The sequence below is a fragment of the Betaproteobacteria bacterium genome, from assembly GCA_009377585.1.
Classification (GTDB): domain Bacteria; phylum Pseudomonadota; class Gammaproteobacteria; order Burkholderiales; family WYBJ01; genus WYBJ01.
The window spans coordinates 19,240-35,350 of the sequence record WHTS01000010.1 but is presented as its reverse complement, the minus strand read 5'-3'; the positions used below and the strand labels follow the sequence as shown (position 1 = coordinate 35,350).

At 65.6% G+C, this 16,111-nt stretch carries 15 protein-coding genes, 1 tRNA gene and 1 pseudogene; 12 read left to right on the top strand and 5 right to left on the bottom strand.

The window, feature by feature from the left end:
- The first annotated feature begins 111 nt into the window (after nt 1-111).
- A pseudogene (locus GEV05_05655) lies at nt 112-726 on the top strand (hypothetical protein).
- On the opposite strand, the gene GEV05_05650 reads toward GEV05_05655, so the two are convergent.
- Together GEV05_05650 and GEV05_05645 are read right to left on the bottom strand one after the other, a co-directional pair.
- Nucleotides 668-1,300, bottom strand: a complete 633-nt coding sequence (locus tag GEV05_05650) for a hypothetical protein (protein ID MPZ42879.1) — start codon at nt 1,298-1,300, stop codon at nt 668-670. The pseudogene GEV05_05655 and the gene GEV05_05650 sit on opposite strands and share 59 nt — an antisense overlap.
- A gap of 212 nt (nt 1,301-1,512) precedes the next feature.
- Nucleotides 1,513-2,139: a DUF47 family protein gene (locus tag GEV05_05645; GenBank protein MPZ42878.1), complete on the bottom strand. Its 627-nt coding sequence runs from the start codon at nt 2,137-2,139 to the stop codon at nt 1,513-1,515.
- 287 nt (nt 2,140-2,426) lie between these two features.
- Between GEV05_05645 and GEV05_05640 the strand changes: the two genes are divergently transcribed.
- Entirely contained in the window at nt 2,427-3,647 is a 1,221-nt protein-coding gene (locus GEV05_05640; protein ID MPZ42877.1) for an aminotransferase class I/II-fold pyridoxal phosphate-dependent enzyme, read from the top strand.
- A gap of 21 nt (nt 3,648-3,668) precedes the next feature.
- On the opposite strand, the gene GEV05_05635 is transcribed toward GEV05_05640, so the two are convergent.
- From GEV05_05635 to GEV05_05625, 3 genes are all read right to left on the bottom strand, one after another.
- Nucleotides 3,669-4,880 carry an MFS transporter gene (locus GEV05_05635; GenBank protein ID MPZ42876.1) on the bottom strand — a complete coding sequence of 404 codons (1,212 nt, stop codon included), beginning with the start codon at nt 4,878-4,880 and terminating at the stop codon, nt 3,669-3,671.
- A gap of 456 nt (nt 4,881-5,336) precedes the next feature.
- Nucleotides 5,337-5,412, bottom strand: a tRNA-Asn gene (locus GEV05_05630).
- Nucleotides 5,413-5,523: 111 nt separating this feature from the next.
- Nucleotides 5,524-6,837: an aminotransferase class III-fold pyridoxal phosphate-dependent enzyme gene (locus tag GEV05_05625; protein MPZ42875.1), complete on the bottom strand. Its 1,314-nt coding sequence runs from the start codon at nt 6,835-6,837 to the stop codon at nt 5,524-5,526.
- Between the two features lie 421 nt (nt 6,838-7,258).
- Between GEV05_05625 and rpoE the strand changes: the two genes are divergently transcribed.
- From rpoE to GEV05_05575, 10 genes are all read left to right on the top strand, one after another.
- Nucleotides 7,259-7,858 carry an RNA polymerase sigma factor RpoE gene (rpoE, locus tag GEV05_05620; protein MPZ42874.1) on the top strand — a complete coding sequence of 200 codons (600 nt, stop codon included), beginning with the start codon at nt 7,259-7,261 and terminating at the stop codon, nt 7,856-7,858.
- 1 nt (nt 7,859) lies between these two features.
- Nucleotides 7,860-8,441: a hypothetical protein gene (locus tag GEV05_05615; GenBank protein MPZ42873.1), complete on the top strand. Its 582-nt coding sequence runs from the start codon at nt 7,860-7,862 to the stop codon at nt 8,439-8,441.
- Nucleotides 8,442-9,419 carry a hypothetical protein gene (locus tag GEV05_05610; GenBank protein ID MPZ42872.1) on the top strand — a complete coding sequence of 326 codons (978 nt, stop codon included), beginning with the start codon at nt 8,442-8,444 and terminating at the stop codon, nt 9,417-9,419.
- Between the two features lie 65 nt (nt 9,420-9,484).
- The gene (locus tag GEV05_05605) at nt 9,485-10,882 is read left to right on the top strand and encodes a Do family serine endopeptidase (GenBank protein MPZ42871.1); all 1,398 of its coding nucleotides are present in this window, start codon (nt 9,485-9,487) and stop codon (nt 10,880-10,882) included.
- A gap of 71 nt (nt 10,883-10,953) precedes the next feature.
- The gene (locus GEV05_05600) at nt 10,954-11,145 is read left to right on the top strand and encodes a glutaredoxin family protein (protein ID MPZ42870.1); all 192 of its coding nucleotides are present in this window, start codon (nt 10,954-10,956) and stop codon (nt 11,143-11,145) included.
- A gap of 118 nt (nt 11,146-11,263) precedes the next feature.
- Complete coding sequence (gene lepA / locus GEV05_05595; protein ID MPZ42869.1) at nt 11,264-13,057, top strand: elongation factor 4; 1,794 nt, start codon at nt 11,264-11,266, stop codon at nt 13,055-13,057.
- Between the two features lie 106 nt (nt 13,058-13,163).
- Nucleotides 13,164-13,967 (top strand): signal peptidase I, encoded by an 804-nt coding sequence (gene lepB / locus GEV05_05590; GenBank protein MPZ42868.1) that lies wholly within the window; start codon nt 13,164-13,166, stop codon nt 13,965-13,967.
- Nucleotides 13,968-13,979: 12 nt separating this feature from the next.
- The gene (locus GEV05_05585) at nt 13,980-14,330 is read left to right on the top strand and encodes a DUF4845 domain-containing protein (protein ID MPZ42867.1); all 351 of its coding nucleotides are present in this window, start codon (nt 13,980-13,982) and stop codon (nt 14,328-14,330) included.
- Between the two features lie 16 nt (nt 14,331-14,346).
- Nucleotides 14,347-15,021, top strand: a complete 675-nt coding sequence (locus tag GEV05_05580) for a ribonuclease III (protein MPZ42866.1) — start codon at nt 14,347-14,349, stop codon at nt 15,019-15,021.
- A gap of 28 nt (nt 15,022-15,049) precedes the next feature.
- The gene (locus GEV05_05575; GenBank protein ID MPZ42865.1) at nt 15,050-15,943 is read left to right on the top strand and encodes a GTPase Era; all 894 of its coding nucleotides are present in this window, start codon (nt 15,050-15,052) and stop codon (nt 15,941-15,943) included.
- Nucleotides 15,944-16,111 lie beyond the last annotated feature (168 nt).

Sequence of the window (16,111 nt, the reverse complement as noted above, 5' to 3'; positions counted from 1 at the left end):
GCGAGTAGGGATGATGTTCACGGGTGGCGCGTACCGAGCTTCGGCCTGCAAGTCCGCCGCGCGGGCGAGCGTCGCATCCGACTGCCATGCGCGATCCGGGACGTGGATGCGGTGAACCGAGCCTTTGCCGCGTGCACCGTCGTCACCATCGTCTGCGGCCTCGCGCTGGACAGTCTGGGTGCGCGTTGGAGCCAGCCGGCGGTCGATTTGGCGGCCTGGAGCTTGTTCGGCGCGCTGCTGTGGCGAAGCGCGCCGCCCGAGCGCATCGCCTTGGCCGCCTGCCTGCTGTTCGCCACCGCCGGAGAAGTGTTCCTCGCGCTCGTGTGGCGCGTCTACGACTACCGCCTGGGCAATCTGCCGCTGTTCGTCCCACCGGGGCATGTGCTGCTCTATGCGCTCGGCTGGTGGCTGTGCCAACGCGTGCCGCTGCGCGCAACGTCGGCAGCGAGCGCGCTGATCGCCCTGGTCGCGATCGTGTTGGCGATCGAGGGGCGCGACCAACTGAGCCTCGCGCTCACCGTGCTGTTCGTGCTGTGCATGCGCTACGGGCCGGCGCCGAAGCTGTACGCAACGATGTTCGTTCTCGCGCTCGCCATGGAGCTTTGGGGCACCTGGCTCGGCAACTGGACCTGGCGCGGCCAGGCGCCATGGCTCGGCTGGCACACGCTCAACCCGCCGTTCGCCGCGGGCGCCTTCTACTGCGTGCTCGACTGGCTGGTCGGCCTGGTGCGCCGGGAGCACAGTGCGCGCCTTGCTCCGCAGCGGCCGAGACGAACTGCAGGCGCCGAAACAGCCGATCCACCCGCTGGGGCGTCGTACGCCGGGCGAGCCAGGCGATCGCGATCATGAGCGTGGCGGCCAGCATGAACCCGAACAGCGGCGAGATCACGATCGCGGCCGCCGTCTTGGCGAACCCGCTGCCGATGAGCGACCCGAAGCCCGCCTTGGCGACTGCCGCGCCGCTGATGCCGCCCACCAGCGCGTGCGAGGAGCTCGACGGAATGCCGAAATACCACGTGATCAAGTTCCAGCTGATGGCGCCCGCCAGTGCGCCGAAGATTACGGAGTGATCGACGATGACCGGGTCGACGATGCCCTTGCCGATCGTCGCCGCGACGTGCAGGCCGAAGAACAGGAATGCGATGAAGTTGAAGAACGCCGCCCATACGATCGCCCACCGGGGACTCATCGCGCCGGTGGAGACGATGGTCGCGATCGAATTGGCCGCGTCGTGAAATCCATTGAGAAAGTCGAACACGAGCGCGACGACGACGAGAAAGACGAAGATCTCGAAGCTCATCGCCTTACCTCACGCACGACCGCGGTCGCTTCCTTGTAGAGCAGCCCGGATCGCGCAGACCGTGGACTGATCCAAGGCGACCACCCCGCGTCCTTCGACCGCGACCCTCCTCGACGAGGAGGGTAGAGCTTTTTTCCCCTCCTCGTCGAGGAGGGGCGGGACGCGACACTGTCGCGGACGGGGTGGTCTCTGCTGCAGCAGCGCTCGATTCTTCACGCGTTCTCGACCACGATGCCTTCGATGAGGTTCGCCACGTCCTCGGCAGCATCGGTGATGGTCTCGAGCAGCTCGTAGATCGAACGCAGCTTGATCAGCTCCTTCACGTCGGTCTCGTCGCGAAAAAGCCGCGCCATCGCCGAGCGCATCACGTGGTCGGCCTCGGATTCGAGCTTGTCGATCTCGGCGCAGATCTTCAGGATCGGCTCGGCGTTGCCCATGTTGCGCAGCAGCCCGGCCGCGCTCCGGACGTGCTCGCAGCTCGCGACGCACAAGGCCGCCAGCTTGCAGGCCTCGGCGGTGGTCGCCTGCACGTCGAAGAGCACGATCGATTGGGCGACATCCTCGGACAAATCCAGGATGTCGTCCATGCGGGTGATCAGCCGGTGGATGGCGTCGCGATCGATCGGGGTGATGAAGGTCTTGTGCAGCAGGTCGATGGTATCGTGCGTGATGCGATCGCCGCGCTTTTCGATGGTTTCGATGTTGAAGGTGCGATGCTGCAGCTGGTCGAAATTACGCAGCATGGCCTCCAGCTCGCGGCTGATCTTGACAGCCTCGTCCGCCAGCGCCTCGAAGTAATCGAAGAAGCGGTTCTCCTGCGGCATGAGTTTGGCGAACATGTCGATCCCCGGGCTTTGAGCGCGCGCCGCGCATTCTAACAGGCCGCAACATCGCTCTCGCGCCGTCGCATTCTGCCGACACGCGATGCGGTCGACCTGAGGCACGCGTGCGAGCTCGAATGAAATACGCATCGCAATGCGCTCGTGTTGCGGTCCCGCTCGCAAAGGAAGGTGCTCCTTGGCCTTGGTGGCTGATGCGGCGAAAGCGGCCGCCGCAACGCTACAATGCGGGCATCGGCGCTGTGCCGGGCAAGAATCGGGGCTCGCGGCATGTACGAAGGGGAGGGATGGTGACAGACTTTCCGATCGAAGCGCACGCCAATGTGCGCGCCATTGCGAGCTCGCTCATCCGCGAAGTGGCCAATGCCGGGCTCGGTAAACGCGACGTGCTGCCGTTCTGGTTCGGCGAGCCGGACGAGGTCACGCCGCAGTTCATCCGCGATGCGGCAACCGAAGCGCTGGCTCGGGGCGAAACGTTCTACACGCACAACTACGGTTTGCCGGCGCTGCGCGAAGCACTGGCGGCGTATGTCTCGCGCCTGCGTCGTCCGGTGGTGGCCGACGAGATCGTGGTGACCAGTTCCGGCATGTCGGCGCTGATGCTGGTCTCGCAAGCGCTGGTCGGTCGCGGCGACCGGGTCGTCGCCGTCACGCCGCTATGGCCCAACATCACTTCCGCACCGCGCCTCATGGGCGCGCAGATCGTGCGCGTGCCGCTGGAATTTCGGCTCGCGGCCGACGGCAATCCGCAATGGTCGCTCGACCTCGAGCGGCTGCTCGCCGCGCTCACCCCAGATACCCGCGCGCTTTACCTGAATGCGCCCAACAACCCGACCGGCTGGATGATCGATCGCGCGGGCCAGAAAATCGTGCTCGAACACTGCCGCCGTCACGGTATCTGGATCGTCGCCGACGATGCCTACGAGCGCTTGTACTATCCCGACGCAGCCGACGACGGAGTCCGGCGCGTCTGCGCTCCTTCGTTTCTCGATCTGGCCGAGCGCGACGAACGGGTGCTGGCGACCAACACCTTCTCCAAGTCCTGGCTCATGACGGGCTGGCGGCTCGGCTGGCTGGTGGCGCCGCGCGTGCTGGTCCCGGAGATCGCCAAGCTGATCGAGTTCAACACGTCGTCCGCGCCCGGGTTCATCCAGTATGCGGGCCTCGCCGCCATCGCGAATGGCGAGCCGGTAATTGCGCGCACCTTGGCGCGATTTCGCCGCGCGCGCGATTTCCTGGTCGATCGATTGCGCACCATCGAAGGCGTCCAGGCCGCTTCGCCGCCCGGAGCGATGTATGCGTTCTTTCGCGTCGACGGCATGTCGGACAGCCTCGCCTTCTGCAAGCGCATGGTGGTCGAGGCGGGGTTGGGGCTCGCGCCCGGGGCCGCCTTCGGTGAGGAGGGCGAAGGCTTCGTGCGCTGGTGCTTCGCTGCCGACGAGCAACGCCTGGCCGACGGCATCGAGCGGCTGCGGCATGGGCTGCGCATCGTTCGCGGCACGTTGTAGCAGCCCAATTTCGAGGCTGGGCTAGACCCGATCGGCAGCGGCGGCCGGTCGCGGCAGCAGTTTCCATCCATTCGCGAGCAGACCGAACCCGCACAGCGTGATTGCGATCGAGGCGGCATACATGCCGCGCAAGCCCAGCAGATCCGCAGCAGCGCCCGCGATGATGCCGCCCACGCCGGCGCCGAGCTGGAACGAGATGCTGAAGGTGGCCATCGCGTGGCCGCGCGAACGCGGGTTGGCGAGATCCATGGCGAGCGCCGTCGTAGTGGAACCGGTCATGGCCATGGCGAGCGCCACGAACACCCCGCCGGCGAGAATCAGGACCAGATCGTTCGCCATGAAGATCAGTGCCAGCCCGACGAGTAGGGCACCGAGGCCCAACGCGATCGCCGGGCCACGCCCCATCGCATCCGACCAGCGGCCCAGCAGCGGCCGGACGACGATGTTGGTCGCTCCGGCGATGACGTAGAACAGGCCGATGTGCGCGATGCCGAGCGAGCGCGCGTACAGCGGCAGGAACGCCATCACCGACGGCATGGCGAGGGTGCAACAGAGATTGAGGCCGGTCGCGATCAGTACGCCGCGGTCCAGTAGCCCCGCGGTGGGCGCGGCGTCGACCGGACGCGATGCGCGCGCATCCGCCGCAGCCCGCGTGAGCGGGAGAGCGAACGGCAGGCCGAGCAGGGTGAAGAAGGTGGCGCCCAACAGCACGGTTGAAAACGTCCCCGGCATGGCGAGCAGCCACAGCCCGAGCGCCGGGAAAACGATGGCGGCTCCGGACGTGGCGCTGGTGTAATAGCCGGCCGCTTCACCCCGGCGCTGCGCGGGTGCGGCGCTGGCCAGGGTGGTATATCCGCCCGTATTGAGGCCTGCCCAGCCCAGACCGCGCACGATGTTGCCGACGAAGACCAGGACGAGCAGCGGCCAGATCAAGGCCAGGCTGCCGAGCGCGAGCAACACCAGGCCGATGGCGAGTACCCCGGGCGCGTTCCAGCGATCGGCGATGCGGCCCACGAACGGCCGTACCACGAAGCTCGGTATGGAAAAGGCGAGCAGCGCGAGCCCCGCGACGAAGGCCGATCCGCCCAACGCATCCACATAGAGTGGAATTACCGGGGTCAGCATCCAGTGATTCGCATAGCCCAGGAACATCGCGCAGCACAGCAGCAAGAACGCGCGCGTGGCGAGCGGCGCGGCTGCCTGGGCGCTGGCTATCTGCGGCGCTCGAGCCATGGCGATCGAATCGGGGGCGGGGAAATGGCGCAAGCATACCGCATGCGCCTTGGGTGCCGGGGCTTATGAAAAGCGCCGCTGGCGCACCCGAATCGGATGCGCGATCGCAGCGTTCAGCAAGACGAAAGGAAATGCAGCCGGAAGGAGCCGCCGGTGGATCGGCGCGTGGCCGCTAGAAATCGGACAGAGCCCTTAGTTCTCGCAGTTCTTCGAGTTTGCGCCGCGCCACGGCATTACGCTGATCGCGCTTGCCGCTGATCGGGGCAGTCGGTGTCCTTTCCCGCGTGCGCACGAAGCAGGCAGGGCAAGCGATCTTGTCGGGACATCCTTGCGACCATTGGCGTCGCCCGGGAAGTCCGGATCCACAGGGGCACAATCTTCCGGTCTTGGCGCTCATCTCGTAACGTTTCCTCGATCACTCGTGACCAACCGAACGAACTACGCTGTCCGTGACATTGGCTCCCCGAGTAGGGCTCGAACCTACGACCTGCGGATTAACAGTCCGTCGCTCTACCGACTGAGCTATCGGGGAATTGACCTCAAATCCCCACGGGTGGGGCGTCAGGAGAGCCCAATTCTACGTTGCAGCCCCTGTTTGGGTCAAACGAAACGCCCTCGTAAACGTGCCGCCGGCATTGTGTTTTCAGGCGATTTCGCGCAGCACCTTGGCAATCGTGCCGAAGATTTCGTCGATCTGTGTCCTGCTGATGATCAGCGGCGGCGAACAGGCGAGCGTATCGCCGCTCACGCGCGTGAGCACCCCCGCCTCGAAGCAGCGCACCAGCGCTTCGTAGCCGCGCGCGCCGGGCTTGCCCGGACGCGGGGCGAGCTCGATGCCTGCCATCAGACCGATATTGCGCACGTCGACGACGTTGGGCAGGCCGACGAGCGAATGAGCGGCGTCCTCGAAATGCGCCGACAGCTTGGCCGCATTCGCGAACAACTGCTCGTCGTGATAAAGGGCCAGCGTTGCCTCGCCCGCTGCCGCGGCCAGCGGATGCCCCGAATAGGTATACCCGTGGAACAGCTCGATGCCTTCCGGGCCCTGCAGGAAGGCATCGAAAACGGGCTTGCGCACGATCACCCCGCCCATCGGGACGGTGGCGCTGGTCACGCCCTTGGCGAACGTGATCATGTCGGGGATGACGCCGAAATAGTCGGCGGCGAAGGCCTTGCCGAGGCGCCCGAAACCGGTGATGACCTCATCGAAGATGAGCAGCAGCTCATGCCGGTCGCAGATCGCGCGCAGCCGCTCGAGGTAGCCCTTCGGCGGTACCACCACGCCGGTCGAACCCTGCACCGGCTCGACGATGACAGCCGCGATATTGGACGCGTCGTGCAGCGCCACGAGCCGCTCGAGCTCGTCGGCCAGGTGCGCGCCCCATTGCGGCTGGCCGCGGGAGTTCGCCATCTTTTCCAGATCGTGGGTATGCGGCAGGTGATCGACGCCCGGCAGCATCGCGCCGAACGCCTTGCGGTTGGGCGTCATGCCGCCGACCGAGATGCCGCCGAAGCTGACGCCGTGATACGCGCGCTCGCGACCGATGAAACGCGTGCGCTGGCCTTCGCCCCGCACCCGGTGATAGGCGAGCGCGATCTTGAGCGCGCTGTCCACCGCCTCGGAGCCCGAGTTGGCGAAAAAGACATGGTCGAGATCCGCGGGCGCGAGCTGGGCGATGCTTTGCGCGAGCCGGAACGGTCCGGGATGGCCCATCTGGAAGGTCGGTGCGAAATCGAGCGTTTGCGCCTGCTGCGCGATCGCGCGCACGATGGGCTCGCGGCAGTGGCCGGCATTGACGCACCAGAGCCCGGCGGTGGAATCGAGGATCCTGCGCCCGTCCTCGGACACATAGTGCATATCCTTGGCCGAGACCAGAATGCGGGGCGCCGCCTTGAACTGCCGGTTGGCGGTGAAGGGCATCCAGAAGGCTTCGAGGTCGTAATCGCGCGCGGTCATGGGCGGCTCCGGGACGGTGACGAGGCTGCGGCTGGAAGCGCTCGATTATACGCGCGCCGATGGCGGGCCCTGCGCCTGTCGGCGGCCGCGCGCAGGGCGTTGCGTATGCGTGGGGCTTGTCGATGCATGCCTTCGAGACATCCGAGCTCACGCGCGCTGCGCGTCGCACGATCCCATGTCCGAGCAGCGCAGTCAGGATCATTCGCGATGTCTTCAGGATGAACTAATTCCGCTTTCCGGCTGTCAGTGCCATATCGGTCAGCCGTCCGTTTTCCTGGGGCAGGCTCGAACGGTATACTTGCCGGACCATTCCAAGCGCAATCCGCCGATTGCGTCCCGGGTGGGCCGGCCCGTCTCCCTCGGGGGAGGAACGAGACGGGGCACCGCTCGCCATAGACCAGAACAATCAGGAAACGGAACCATGGGGGATCGGGAAGTCGACCAACAATTGGTCGAGCGTGCGCAGCGTGGCGACAAGTCTGCATTCGAGCTGCTGGTTGCCAAGTATCAGCGCAAGCTCATCCGGTTGCTGTCGCGCTTCATCCGCGATCCGACCGAGGTGGAGGATGTTGCACAGGAGGCGTTCATCAAGGCGTATCGCGCGTTGCCGTCGTTCCGAGGCGATAGCGCGTTCTACACCTGGCTGTACAGAATCGGTATCAATACGGCGAAGAATTACCTCGTCGCGATGGGGCGGCGGGCGCCGACCGTAAGCGAGATCGAGAGCGCGGACTCGGAAGGATCGGAGGAGAGCGGGCAGGTTCCGGACTACAACACGCCGGAGAACGAACTGATGAGCCGCCAGATCGCCGAGACCGTGAATCGTGCCGTCGACGATCTGCCGGAGGAATTGAGGACAGCAATCACTTTGCGCGAGCTCGAAGGTCTCAGCTACGAGGATATCGCGGGCATCATGAACTGTCCTATCGGGACGGTTCGCTCCAGGATATTCCGAGCTCGCGAGGCCATCGCGGAGAAGCTGCGGCCTCAGCTGGAGACGCGCAAGGACAGGAGATGGTGAGATGGACAAGATTTCCGCCTTGATGGACGGAGAGCTGGCGCGGGACGAAGCCGCCCGGCTGGTCGCGGACGTCAGGCAGCGCGACGGCCTGCGCGAGGCGTGGGCCACGTATCACCTGATCGGCGCGGCGCTGCGCGGCGAGTGGTGCCCCGATTGCGGCGTAACGCGATCGGTGGCAAGGCAGCTTGCCCAAGAACCCACCGTTCTCGCGCCGCGGCGCATCTCAGGCGAGATCGGCAGGCGCTGGGCGCTGCCGAGCCTCGCGGCCGCCGCTGCCGTAGCAAGCGTCACATGGATAGCGGTGGAAACACAACAGGGCGGGGCGGTGCAACCGATGGCGACTCCCGCCTCCCACATGGTCGTTCCCGCCGTCGCCATCCAGTCCTCCATCCCGTTGCCCGAATACGCCCAATCGGTTCACTTCCCCGCCCAGGCATCGACGCCCGCCCCGATCCAGTTCTCCGCGCGCGAGTTCGATGCCTATCTCATGGCGCACCAGGAATTTTCTCCCAGCAATACCTTGCAAGGCCTGGCTCCCTACGTGCGCACGGTCACGACCGGGGCCGTCGAGACTGGACGTTAAATGAAGGCAAGCTTGGCCGCGCTGCTGTTCCTCGCCTGGACAGCAGACGGATTGGCGGCGCAAGACAGCACGACCCCGGCCGAGGGCATGCGGCTGCTGCGGCAGATGGCGACTGCGGCCCGTGAGCTGAACTACAGCGGCACCTTCGTCTACAAGCACGGCGGCCAGATCGAGACCTCGCGCATCTGGCACCTCACCGACGCCACCGGCGACTACGAACGGCTCGAAACCCTCGACGGCCCCCCGCGCGAGATCGTGCGTGCGAACGGGGAAGTGACCTGCTTCTACCCGGGCGCGAAGAGGGCCAAGATGGAGAAGTGGGCCACGGCACGGCGCTTCCCTGCCGTCGTGTCCGAGCAGATGTCGGCGATCGTGTCGAACTACAGTGTGCGCAAAGGCGCGCTCGCACGCGTTGCCGGACACGATTGCCAGATCGCGGTGCTGGAGCCGCGCGACTCGCTGCGTTATGGCCACATCTTCTGTGCCGAGCTCAAGACCGGTCTGCCGCTGCGCGCCTCGACGGTGAACGAGCGCAACGAAATCGTCGAGATGTTCGCCTTCACGCAGGTGCAGATCGGAGGGCCGATCGCGCGCGAGCAGCTGCAGCCGAGCTACGATGCGCGTGCCCCGGGCTGGAAGCTCGATCAGTCGTCGCTCGCGCCGAACGCAGAGCCGGACTTGCGCTGGACGGTCCTGAACCGCCCGGCAGGATTCCGCAAGGTGCTCGAGCTCAAGCGCAACATTCAGGGCAAGTCGGCCGCGCAGATCGTGTTCTCCGACGGCCTGGCCGCGGTATCGGTGTTCATCGAACCGGCCGTAGCCGGCGCGCGCGCCTCGCAGGAGCTCACGCACCAGGGTGCCATCAACATCTTCATCCGCCCGCAGGCGGGCTACGTCGTAACGGCCCTGGGGGAGGCGCCCGCCGCGACCGTTATGCAGTTCGCCAATTCGGTGATGCGCGTCAAGCCGTATCCATGAATCCCACCGGGGCGGCGCTCCGGTGAGCCATAATTACAAGATCGTCTCCTGATTTCGCGGATCCCATGATGAGATCGCTTTGCCTGGCGGCTTTGCTGCTTGTGTTTTCCCTGGGTGCTCGGGCGCAGCTTCCCGATTTCACCGGCCTGGTCGAGAAGCACGGTCCCGCGGTGGTCAATGTGAGCACCACCTCGGCGCCGCGCGCTCGCGGCGGTCCGCGCCTGCCGAACGTCCCCGAGGACGATCCGTTCTACGAATTCTTCCGCCGCTTCATGCCACAGGTCCCGGGGCCGCAACAGTTCGAATCGCAATCGCTCGGCTCGGGCTTCATCATCACCACCGATGGCTACGTTCTCACCAACGCGCACGTCGTGGAGTCGGCCGACGAGATCACGGTCAAGTTGAACGACAAGCGCGAGTTCAAGGCGAAGGTGATCGGCTCCGACCGCAAGACCGATATCGCCTTGCTGAAGATCGATGCGACGGGGCTGCCGGCGGTTCGCATCGGCGATCCGGACAAGCTCAGAGTCGGCGAGTGGGTGATTGCCATCGGATCGCCCTTCGGCTTCGAGAGCACCGTGACCGCCGGGATCGTGAGCGCGAAGGGCCGCTCGCTGCCGCAGGAGAATTTCGTCCCGTTCATCCAGACCGACGTGGCGGTGAATCCCGGCAACTCGGGCGGACCGCTGTTCAACTTGCGCGGCGAAGTGGTCGGCGTCAATTCGCAGATCTACAGCCGCACCGGCGGCTTCATGGGGCTTTCGTTCGCCATCCCGATCGACGTCGCGATGGACATCCAGCAGCAGCTGCGAACTTCCGGCAAAGTCACGCGCGGGCGCATCGGCGTCGGCATCCAGCCGGTGACCAAGGAGATGGCCGAATCGTTCGGGCTGCCGAAGCCGGCCGGCGCGCTGGTGAATGCGGTCGAGCCCGGCAGCCCGGCGGAGAAAGGCGGCCTGCAGGTGAGCGACGTGATCCTGCGCTTCGAGGGCAAGCCGGTCAATTCAGCCGACGACCTGGTGCGCTTCGTCGGCAACACCAAGCCTGGCAGCCGGGTCCAGCTGCAGGTGTGGCGCGCCAAGGCGACGCGCGATCTCACCGTCACGGTCGGCGAGATGCCCGACGATCGAACCGCCTCGCGCACGCCCCGGCGCGGCGCGCCTGGGAAACCGGCCCCGGACACGGCCACGGTGAGCAAGCTCGGCATGACGCTCTCCGACCTGCGCGAGGAACAACTGAAGGAATTGAAGCTCACCAGCGGCGTGCTGGTCGAGGAGGCCACCGGCGCGGCCGCACGCGCCGGCATCCGCCGCGGCGACGTGATCGTGGCGGTCAATAATCAGAGCTTGAAGTCCGTGGAACAGTTTTCGCAGTTGATCGGCCAGTTCGAAAAGGGCCGCAGCGTCGCGTTGCTGGTGCGACGCTCGGGCGGCTCGATCTACGTGCCGCTGCGCATCGAGTGAACGTGCCGCAAGCGGCCGAAGGCATTCGTCTCACCCTGTATGCCCGTCGCTACTGCCATCTTTGCGACGACATGCAGGCCGCGCTGGCGGAGCTCGCTGCCGATTTCCGGTTTACGGTCGACATCGTGGACGTGGACGCGGCGCAGGCGCTGGAGGCACGCTACGGCGAGCGCGTGCCGGTGCTCGCGCACGGCAACACCGAGCTTTGCCACTACTTTCTGGATCGCGCCGCGGTTACTGCGTACCTCGCGGCATTCCGCTAGAATACCGCCCGCGACCCGGGCGAGGCGCGCTTGCCAGGCGCAGCCGAGCGCCGCAGTCCCGGCCGCATCCGAATCCCGCGCCGCCCATGCCGGCCGCCTTGGCCGACGACCGACCCAGATGCAACACATCCGCAACTTCTCCATCATCGCGCATATCGATCACGGCAAGTCGACGCTGGCCGACCGGATCATCCAGCTCTGCGGCGGGCTGTCCGAGCGCGAGATGAGCGAGCAGGTGCTCGACTCGATGGACCTGGAGCGCGAACGGGGCATCACCATCAAGGCGCAGACGGCGGCGTTGCGCTACCGCAGCCGCGACGGCAACACCTACGCGCTCAACCTGATCGACACGCCCGGCCACGTCGATTTCTCGTACGAAGTTTCGCGCTCGCTCGCCGCCTGCGAGGGCGCGCTGCTGGTGGTCGATGCTTCCCAGGGCGTCGAAGCGCAGACGGTGGCGAACTGCTACACGGCAACCGAGCAGGGCGTGGAAGTCGTGCCGGTGCTGAACAAGATCGACCTGCCGTCGGCCGAGCCCGAGCGAGTGATCGCGGAGATCGAGGACATCATCGGCATCGATGCCGGCAATGCCGTTCGTGCCAGTGCCAAGACCGGTGAGGGCGTGGCCGAAATTCTGGAGATGGTGATCGAGCGCATTCCGCCACCCAAGGGCGATATCGATGCGCCGCTCAAGGCACTGGTGATCGATTCGTGGTTCGACAACTACGTCGGCGTGGTCATGCTCGTGCGCGTGGTGGACGGCGCGCTCCAGCCCAAGGACCGCATCCTCATGATGGCGACGCAAGCGGTGCACCTGTGCGAGCAGGTCGGCGTGTTCACGCCCAAGTCCGCCCTGCGCGATTCGCTCTGCGCGGGAGAAGTCGGGTTCCTCGTGGCCGGTGTGAAGGATCTGCGCGATGCGCAGGTGGGCGATACGCTCACGCTCGCGGAGCGCCCGGCGCAGGTGCCGCTGCCCGGCTTCAAGACCATCAAGCCGCAAGTGTTCGCGGGCCTCTATCCGGTCGAGTCGAACCAGTACGAGGCGCTGCGCGAAGCGCTGCAGAAGCTGCATCTGAACGACGCTTCGCTGCAGTTCGAGCCCGAATCGTCGCAGGCACTGGGTTTCGGCTTCCGCTGCGGCTTCCTGGGCCTCTTGCACATGGACATCGTGCAGGAGCGGCTCGAGCGCGAATACGGCATGGATCTCATCACCACCGCGCCCACGGTGGTCTACCGGGTGCTGCTGCGCGACGGCGAGGAGATCGAGATCGAGAATCCCTCCAAGCTGCCGGACGCTTCGAAGATCGAGGAGATCCGCGAGCCGATCATTCTCGCCACCATCATCATGCCGCAGGACTACGTCGGCCCGGTCATGACCTTGTGCAACCAGAAGCGCGGCGTGCAGAAGAACATGCAGTACAGCGGCCGCCAGGTGATCCTCACCTACGAGATGCCGCTGAACGAGATCGTGATGGACTTCTTCGATCGCCTCAAGTCGGTCTCGCGCGGCTACGCCTCGCTCGACTACGAGCTCAGCGAGTTTCGCGCCGGCGAGCTGGTTAAGCTCGACATCCTGATCAACGGCGACAAGGTGGACGCGCTGTCGCTCATCGTGCACCGGCAGAATGCGCCGTACCGCGGCCGCGAGCTTGCCGCCAAGATGCGCACCCTTATCCCGCGGCAGATGTTCGATGTCGCGATCCAGGCCGCGATCGGCGCGCACATCATCGCGCGCGAGAACGTGAAGGCCCTGCGCAAGAACGTGCTGGCCAAGTGCTACGGGGGCGACATCACGCGCAAGCGCAAGCTGCTGGAAAAGCAGAAGGCGGGCAAGAAGCGCATGAAGCAGGTGGGCTCGGTCGAGATTCCGCAGGAGGCATTCCTGGCGATCCTGCAGGTGGGAGAGAAGTAATGACCAACACAGTCGCAGGCGCGCGGACCGCAAGCCGCGCCGATCCGCTTGCGCGGCTCGGTTCAAGCCGCGCCGCCCCGCCTGCGCGGCTCCGCTCGAGCCGCGCATGAATTTCGCACTGTTCCTGTTCCTGCTGCTGGTGCTGACGGGGGCGGTCACCGCGCTCGATCGCTTCTGGCTGCGCAAGCGGCGCCTGGCCGATGCGCGGGTGCCGTGGTGGATCGAGTATCCGGTGAGCTTCTTCCCGGTGATCCTGATCGTCTTCCTGCTGCGCTCTTTCCTGGTGGAGCCGTTCAAGATCCCTTCCGGCTCCATGCTGCAGACGCTGCTGATCGGCGACTTCATCCTGGTCAACAAGTATACCTACGGCATACGTCTGCCGGTGGTGAACGTGAAAGTACTGGACGTTTCGCAACCGCAACGCGGCGAAGTGATGGTGTTCCGCTACCCGAAGAACACTTCGGTGGACTACATCAAGCGGGTGATCGGCATTCCGGGCGACGTGGTCCAGTACCAGGACAAGCGCTTGCAGGTCAACGGCAAGCCGGTCCCCGCGAAGCCCGACGGAACCTTTTACGACATCGAGCCGGGGCTGCACATGGTGCAGTTCCAGCGCGTCCGCGAAACCCTTGGCGAACACGTGTATTACACGCTCAATCGCACCGAGCGCCCGCCGATCAATCTGTCGGACGTGGAGCGATTCCCGTATCGCGACAATTGTGTCTACAATGACCGGGGCTTCACCTGCAAGGTACCGTCCGGCCACTATTTCATGATGGGCGACAACCGCGACAGCAGCAGCGACAGCCGCTACTGGGGCTTCGTTCCGGACCGCAACATCGTCGGCAAGGCATTCATGATCTGGTGGAACTTCGACGAGCTGAAACGCATCGGCAAGTTCATCGAATAAGGGGGGAATGGCATGAGAAGACAAAAAGGATTGGCGTTGTCCGGCCTGCTGTTCATATGCGCATTGCTGATCGTGGTCGCGCTTCTGGTATTCAAGCTGTTCCCGGCCTACGCCGAGTACCTGACCGTGAAGAAAGCGCTGAGCGATATCATGCACAATCCGGAATACCGCAGCTCGACCCGCGAGATCCAGGCGGCCTTCGAGCGGCGCGTGACGATCGACAACATTCGGGCGGTAGGTTCGAAGGACCTCGAAATCGCCAAGCAGGGCGACAGCGTGAGCGTGAGCGCGAGCTGGTCGGTGAAGGTTCCGCTGTTCTACAACCTGAGCGCGTGCATGGATTTCGAGGCGCGCGGCGAGTGAGGTTCGCGGCCGATCGATGCAAGCCGACGCACTGACCACGCGCCTCGGTTATCGATTCAAGGACCCGGCGCTGCTGCGCACCGCGCTGACGCACCGCTCGCACAGCAGCCCGCACAACGAGCGCCTGGAGTTCCTGGGCGACAGCGTACTGAATTGCATCGTCGCCGACGCGCTGTACAGGCGCTTTCCGCAACTGACCGAAGGAGAGCTGTCGCGGGCCCGGGCCATCATCGTGCGCCAGCAAACGCTGTTCGAGTACGCAGCCGCGCTCGAACTCGGAGCGCTGCTGCACTTGGGCGAGGGCGAGGTGCGAAGCGGCGGTGCGCAGCGTCCTTCGATTCTCGCCGATGCACTGGAAGCATTGATCGGGGCCGTATACGTCGACGGCGGATTCGCAGCTGCACGCAAGCTCGTGCAACACATCTTCAGACCGGTCCTGGAAAGCGACGACCCGGCGGCCGTACTCGGCAAGGACGCGAAGACGTTGCTGCAGGAATACCTGCAAGGCCGGCATATCGCGCTGCCTCGCTACAGCATCGTCGCCACCGAGGGCGAAGCGCACCGGCAGAGCTTTACGGTCGAGTGCGTGATCGCGCAGCTCTCGATCCGAACGCTCGGCGAGGGCTTGAGCCGGCGCGCCGCGGAACAGCAGGCGGCGAGGCTTGCTTACGGCCAGATCGCCGCGCAATGAACGCACGGCCGAGCCCGCGGACTTAACGATGAGCGAGCCGGAAAAGTTTCGCGCCGGGCACGCGGCAATCGTCGGCCGGCCCAACGTCGGCAAGTCGACGCTGCTCAACCGCTTCATCGGACAGAAGATCAGCATCACCTCGCGCAAGCCGCAGACGACCCGGCATCGCGTCTGCGGCATCGTGACTACGCCGCGTTCGCAATGCGCTTTCGTCGATACGCCCGGCTTCCAGGCCGGCGGTGCCAATGCGCTGCGCAGCATGATGAACCGCTCCGTCACGCGCGCCCTGGCCGAGGTAGACGTGGTCGTTTTCGTGGTGACGGTGGCGCGTTTCACCCCGGATGACGAGCGAGTGGCCGAGCTGCTGCCGAAAGCCGTTCCACTGCTGATCGCGGCCAACAAGGTGGACCGGCTCGCCGAGCGCTCGCAGCTCCTGCCCTATATCGATGCGCTGCAACGCCGGCTCGCTCCGCGTGCGATCGTGCCGGTGTCGGCGCAAACCGGCTACCAGGTCGATGCGCTGCTGCACGAGATCGAAACTCAACTGCCACTGCAGCCGCCGCTCTATCCGCCCGAGCAGCTGACCGACCGCGACGAACGCTTCTTCGCGGCCGAGTTCATCCGCGAGAAGGTCTTTCGCCACCTCGGCGACGAGTTGCCCTATGCGACTGCGGTCTCGATCGAGCGCTTCGAAGACAGCGGCAAGCTGCGGCGCATCCACGCCACTATCCACGTCGACAAGCCCTCGCACAAGGCGATCGTGATCGGCGAGGGCGGCGAACGGCTCAAGATCATCGCCTCCAGCGCTCGCAAGGACATGGAAGCGCTTTTCGGCGGCAAGGTCTTCCTCCAGGTGTGGGTGAAGGTGCGCCGCGGCTGGGCCGACGATGCCGCCCAGCTGCGCCGCTTCGGTTACGAGTAGGCGCGTGAGCTTCCCGGGCGAGGGGGGTCGTTGCGAGCTTCCCGGGCGAGGGGCCCCGCTTGCGGGGATCGACCGCAAAGCGAGCGACGTCGGCCACCGACGCCTTGGCCGTTCATCTGCCGCTACGGTTCGGAGGTGGCCTCACGCAGTGGGGATCGACCGCAAAGC

Bases quoted from the DNA above. Each gene is read 5' to 3' on its own strand.
- GEV05_05645 (MPZ42878.1), bottom strand. From the start codon at position 2,139: ATGTTCGCCAAACTCATGCCGCAGGAGAACCGCTTCTTCGATTACTTC.
- rpoE (MPZ42874.1), top strand. From the start codon at position 7,259: ATGGGGGATCGGGAAGTCGACCAACAATTGGTCGAGCGTGCGCAGCGT.
- GEV05_05625 (MPZ42875.1), bottom strand. From the start codon at position 6,837: ATGACCGCGCGCGATTACGACCTCGAAGCCTTCTGGATGCCCTTCACC.
- GEV05_05615 (MPZ42873.1), top strand. From the start codon at position 7,860: ATGGACAAGATTTCCGCCTTGATGGACGGAGAGCTGGCGCGGGACGAA.
- GEV05_05635 (MPZ42876.1), bottom strand. From the start codon at position 4,880: ATGGCTCGAGCGCCGCAGATAGCCAGCGCCCAGGCAGCCGCGCCGCTC.
- GEV05_05575 (MPZ42865.1), top strand. From the start codon at position 15,050: ATGAGCGAGCCGGAAAAGTTTCGCGCCGGGCACGCGGCAATCGTCGGC.
- GEV05_05610 (MPZ42872.1), top strand. From the start codon at position 8,442: ATGAAGGCAAGCTTGGCCGCGCTGCTGTTCCTCGCCTGGACAGCAGAC.
- GEV05_05600 (MPZ42870.1), top strand. From the start codon at position 10,954: ATGCAGGCCGCGCTGGCGGAGCTCGCTGCCGATTTCCGGTTTACGGTC.
- GEV05_05580 (MPZ42866.1), top strand. From the start codon at position 14,347: ATGCAAGCCGACGCACTGACCACGCGCCTCGGTTATCGATTCAAGGAC.
- GEV05_05650 (MPZ42879.1), bottom strand. From the start codon at position 1,300: ATGAGCTTCGAGATCTTCGTCTTTCTCGTCGTCGTCGCGCTCGTGTTC.
- GEV05_05585 (MPZ42867.1), top strand. From the start codon at position 13,980: ATGAGAAGACAAAAAGGATTGGCGTTGTCCGGCCTGCTGTTCATATGC.
- GEV05_05605 (MPZ42871.1), top strand. From the start codon at position 9,485: ATGATGAGATCGCTTTGCCTGGCGGCTTTGCTGCTTGTGTTTTCCCTG.
- lepA (MPZ42869.1), top strand. From the start codon at position 11,264: ATGCAACACATCCGCAACTTCTCCATCATCGCGCATATCGATCACGGC.
- GEV05_05640 (MPZ42877.1), top strand. From the start codon at position 2,427: ATGGTGACAGACTTTCCGATCGAAGCGCACGCCAATGTGCGCGCCATT.
- lepB (MPZ42868.1), top strand. From the start codon at position 13,164: ATGAATTTCGCACTGTTCCTGTTCCTGCTGCTGGTGCTGACGGGGGCG.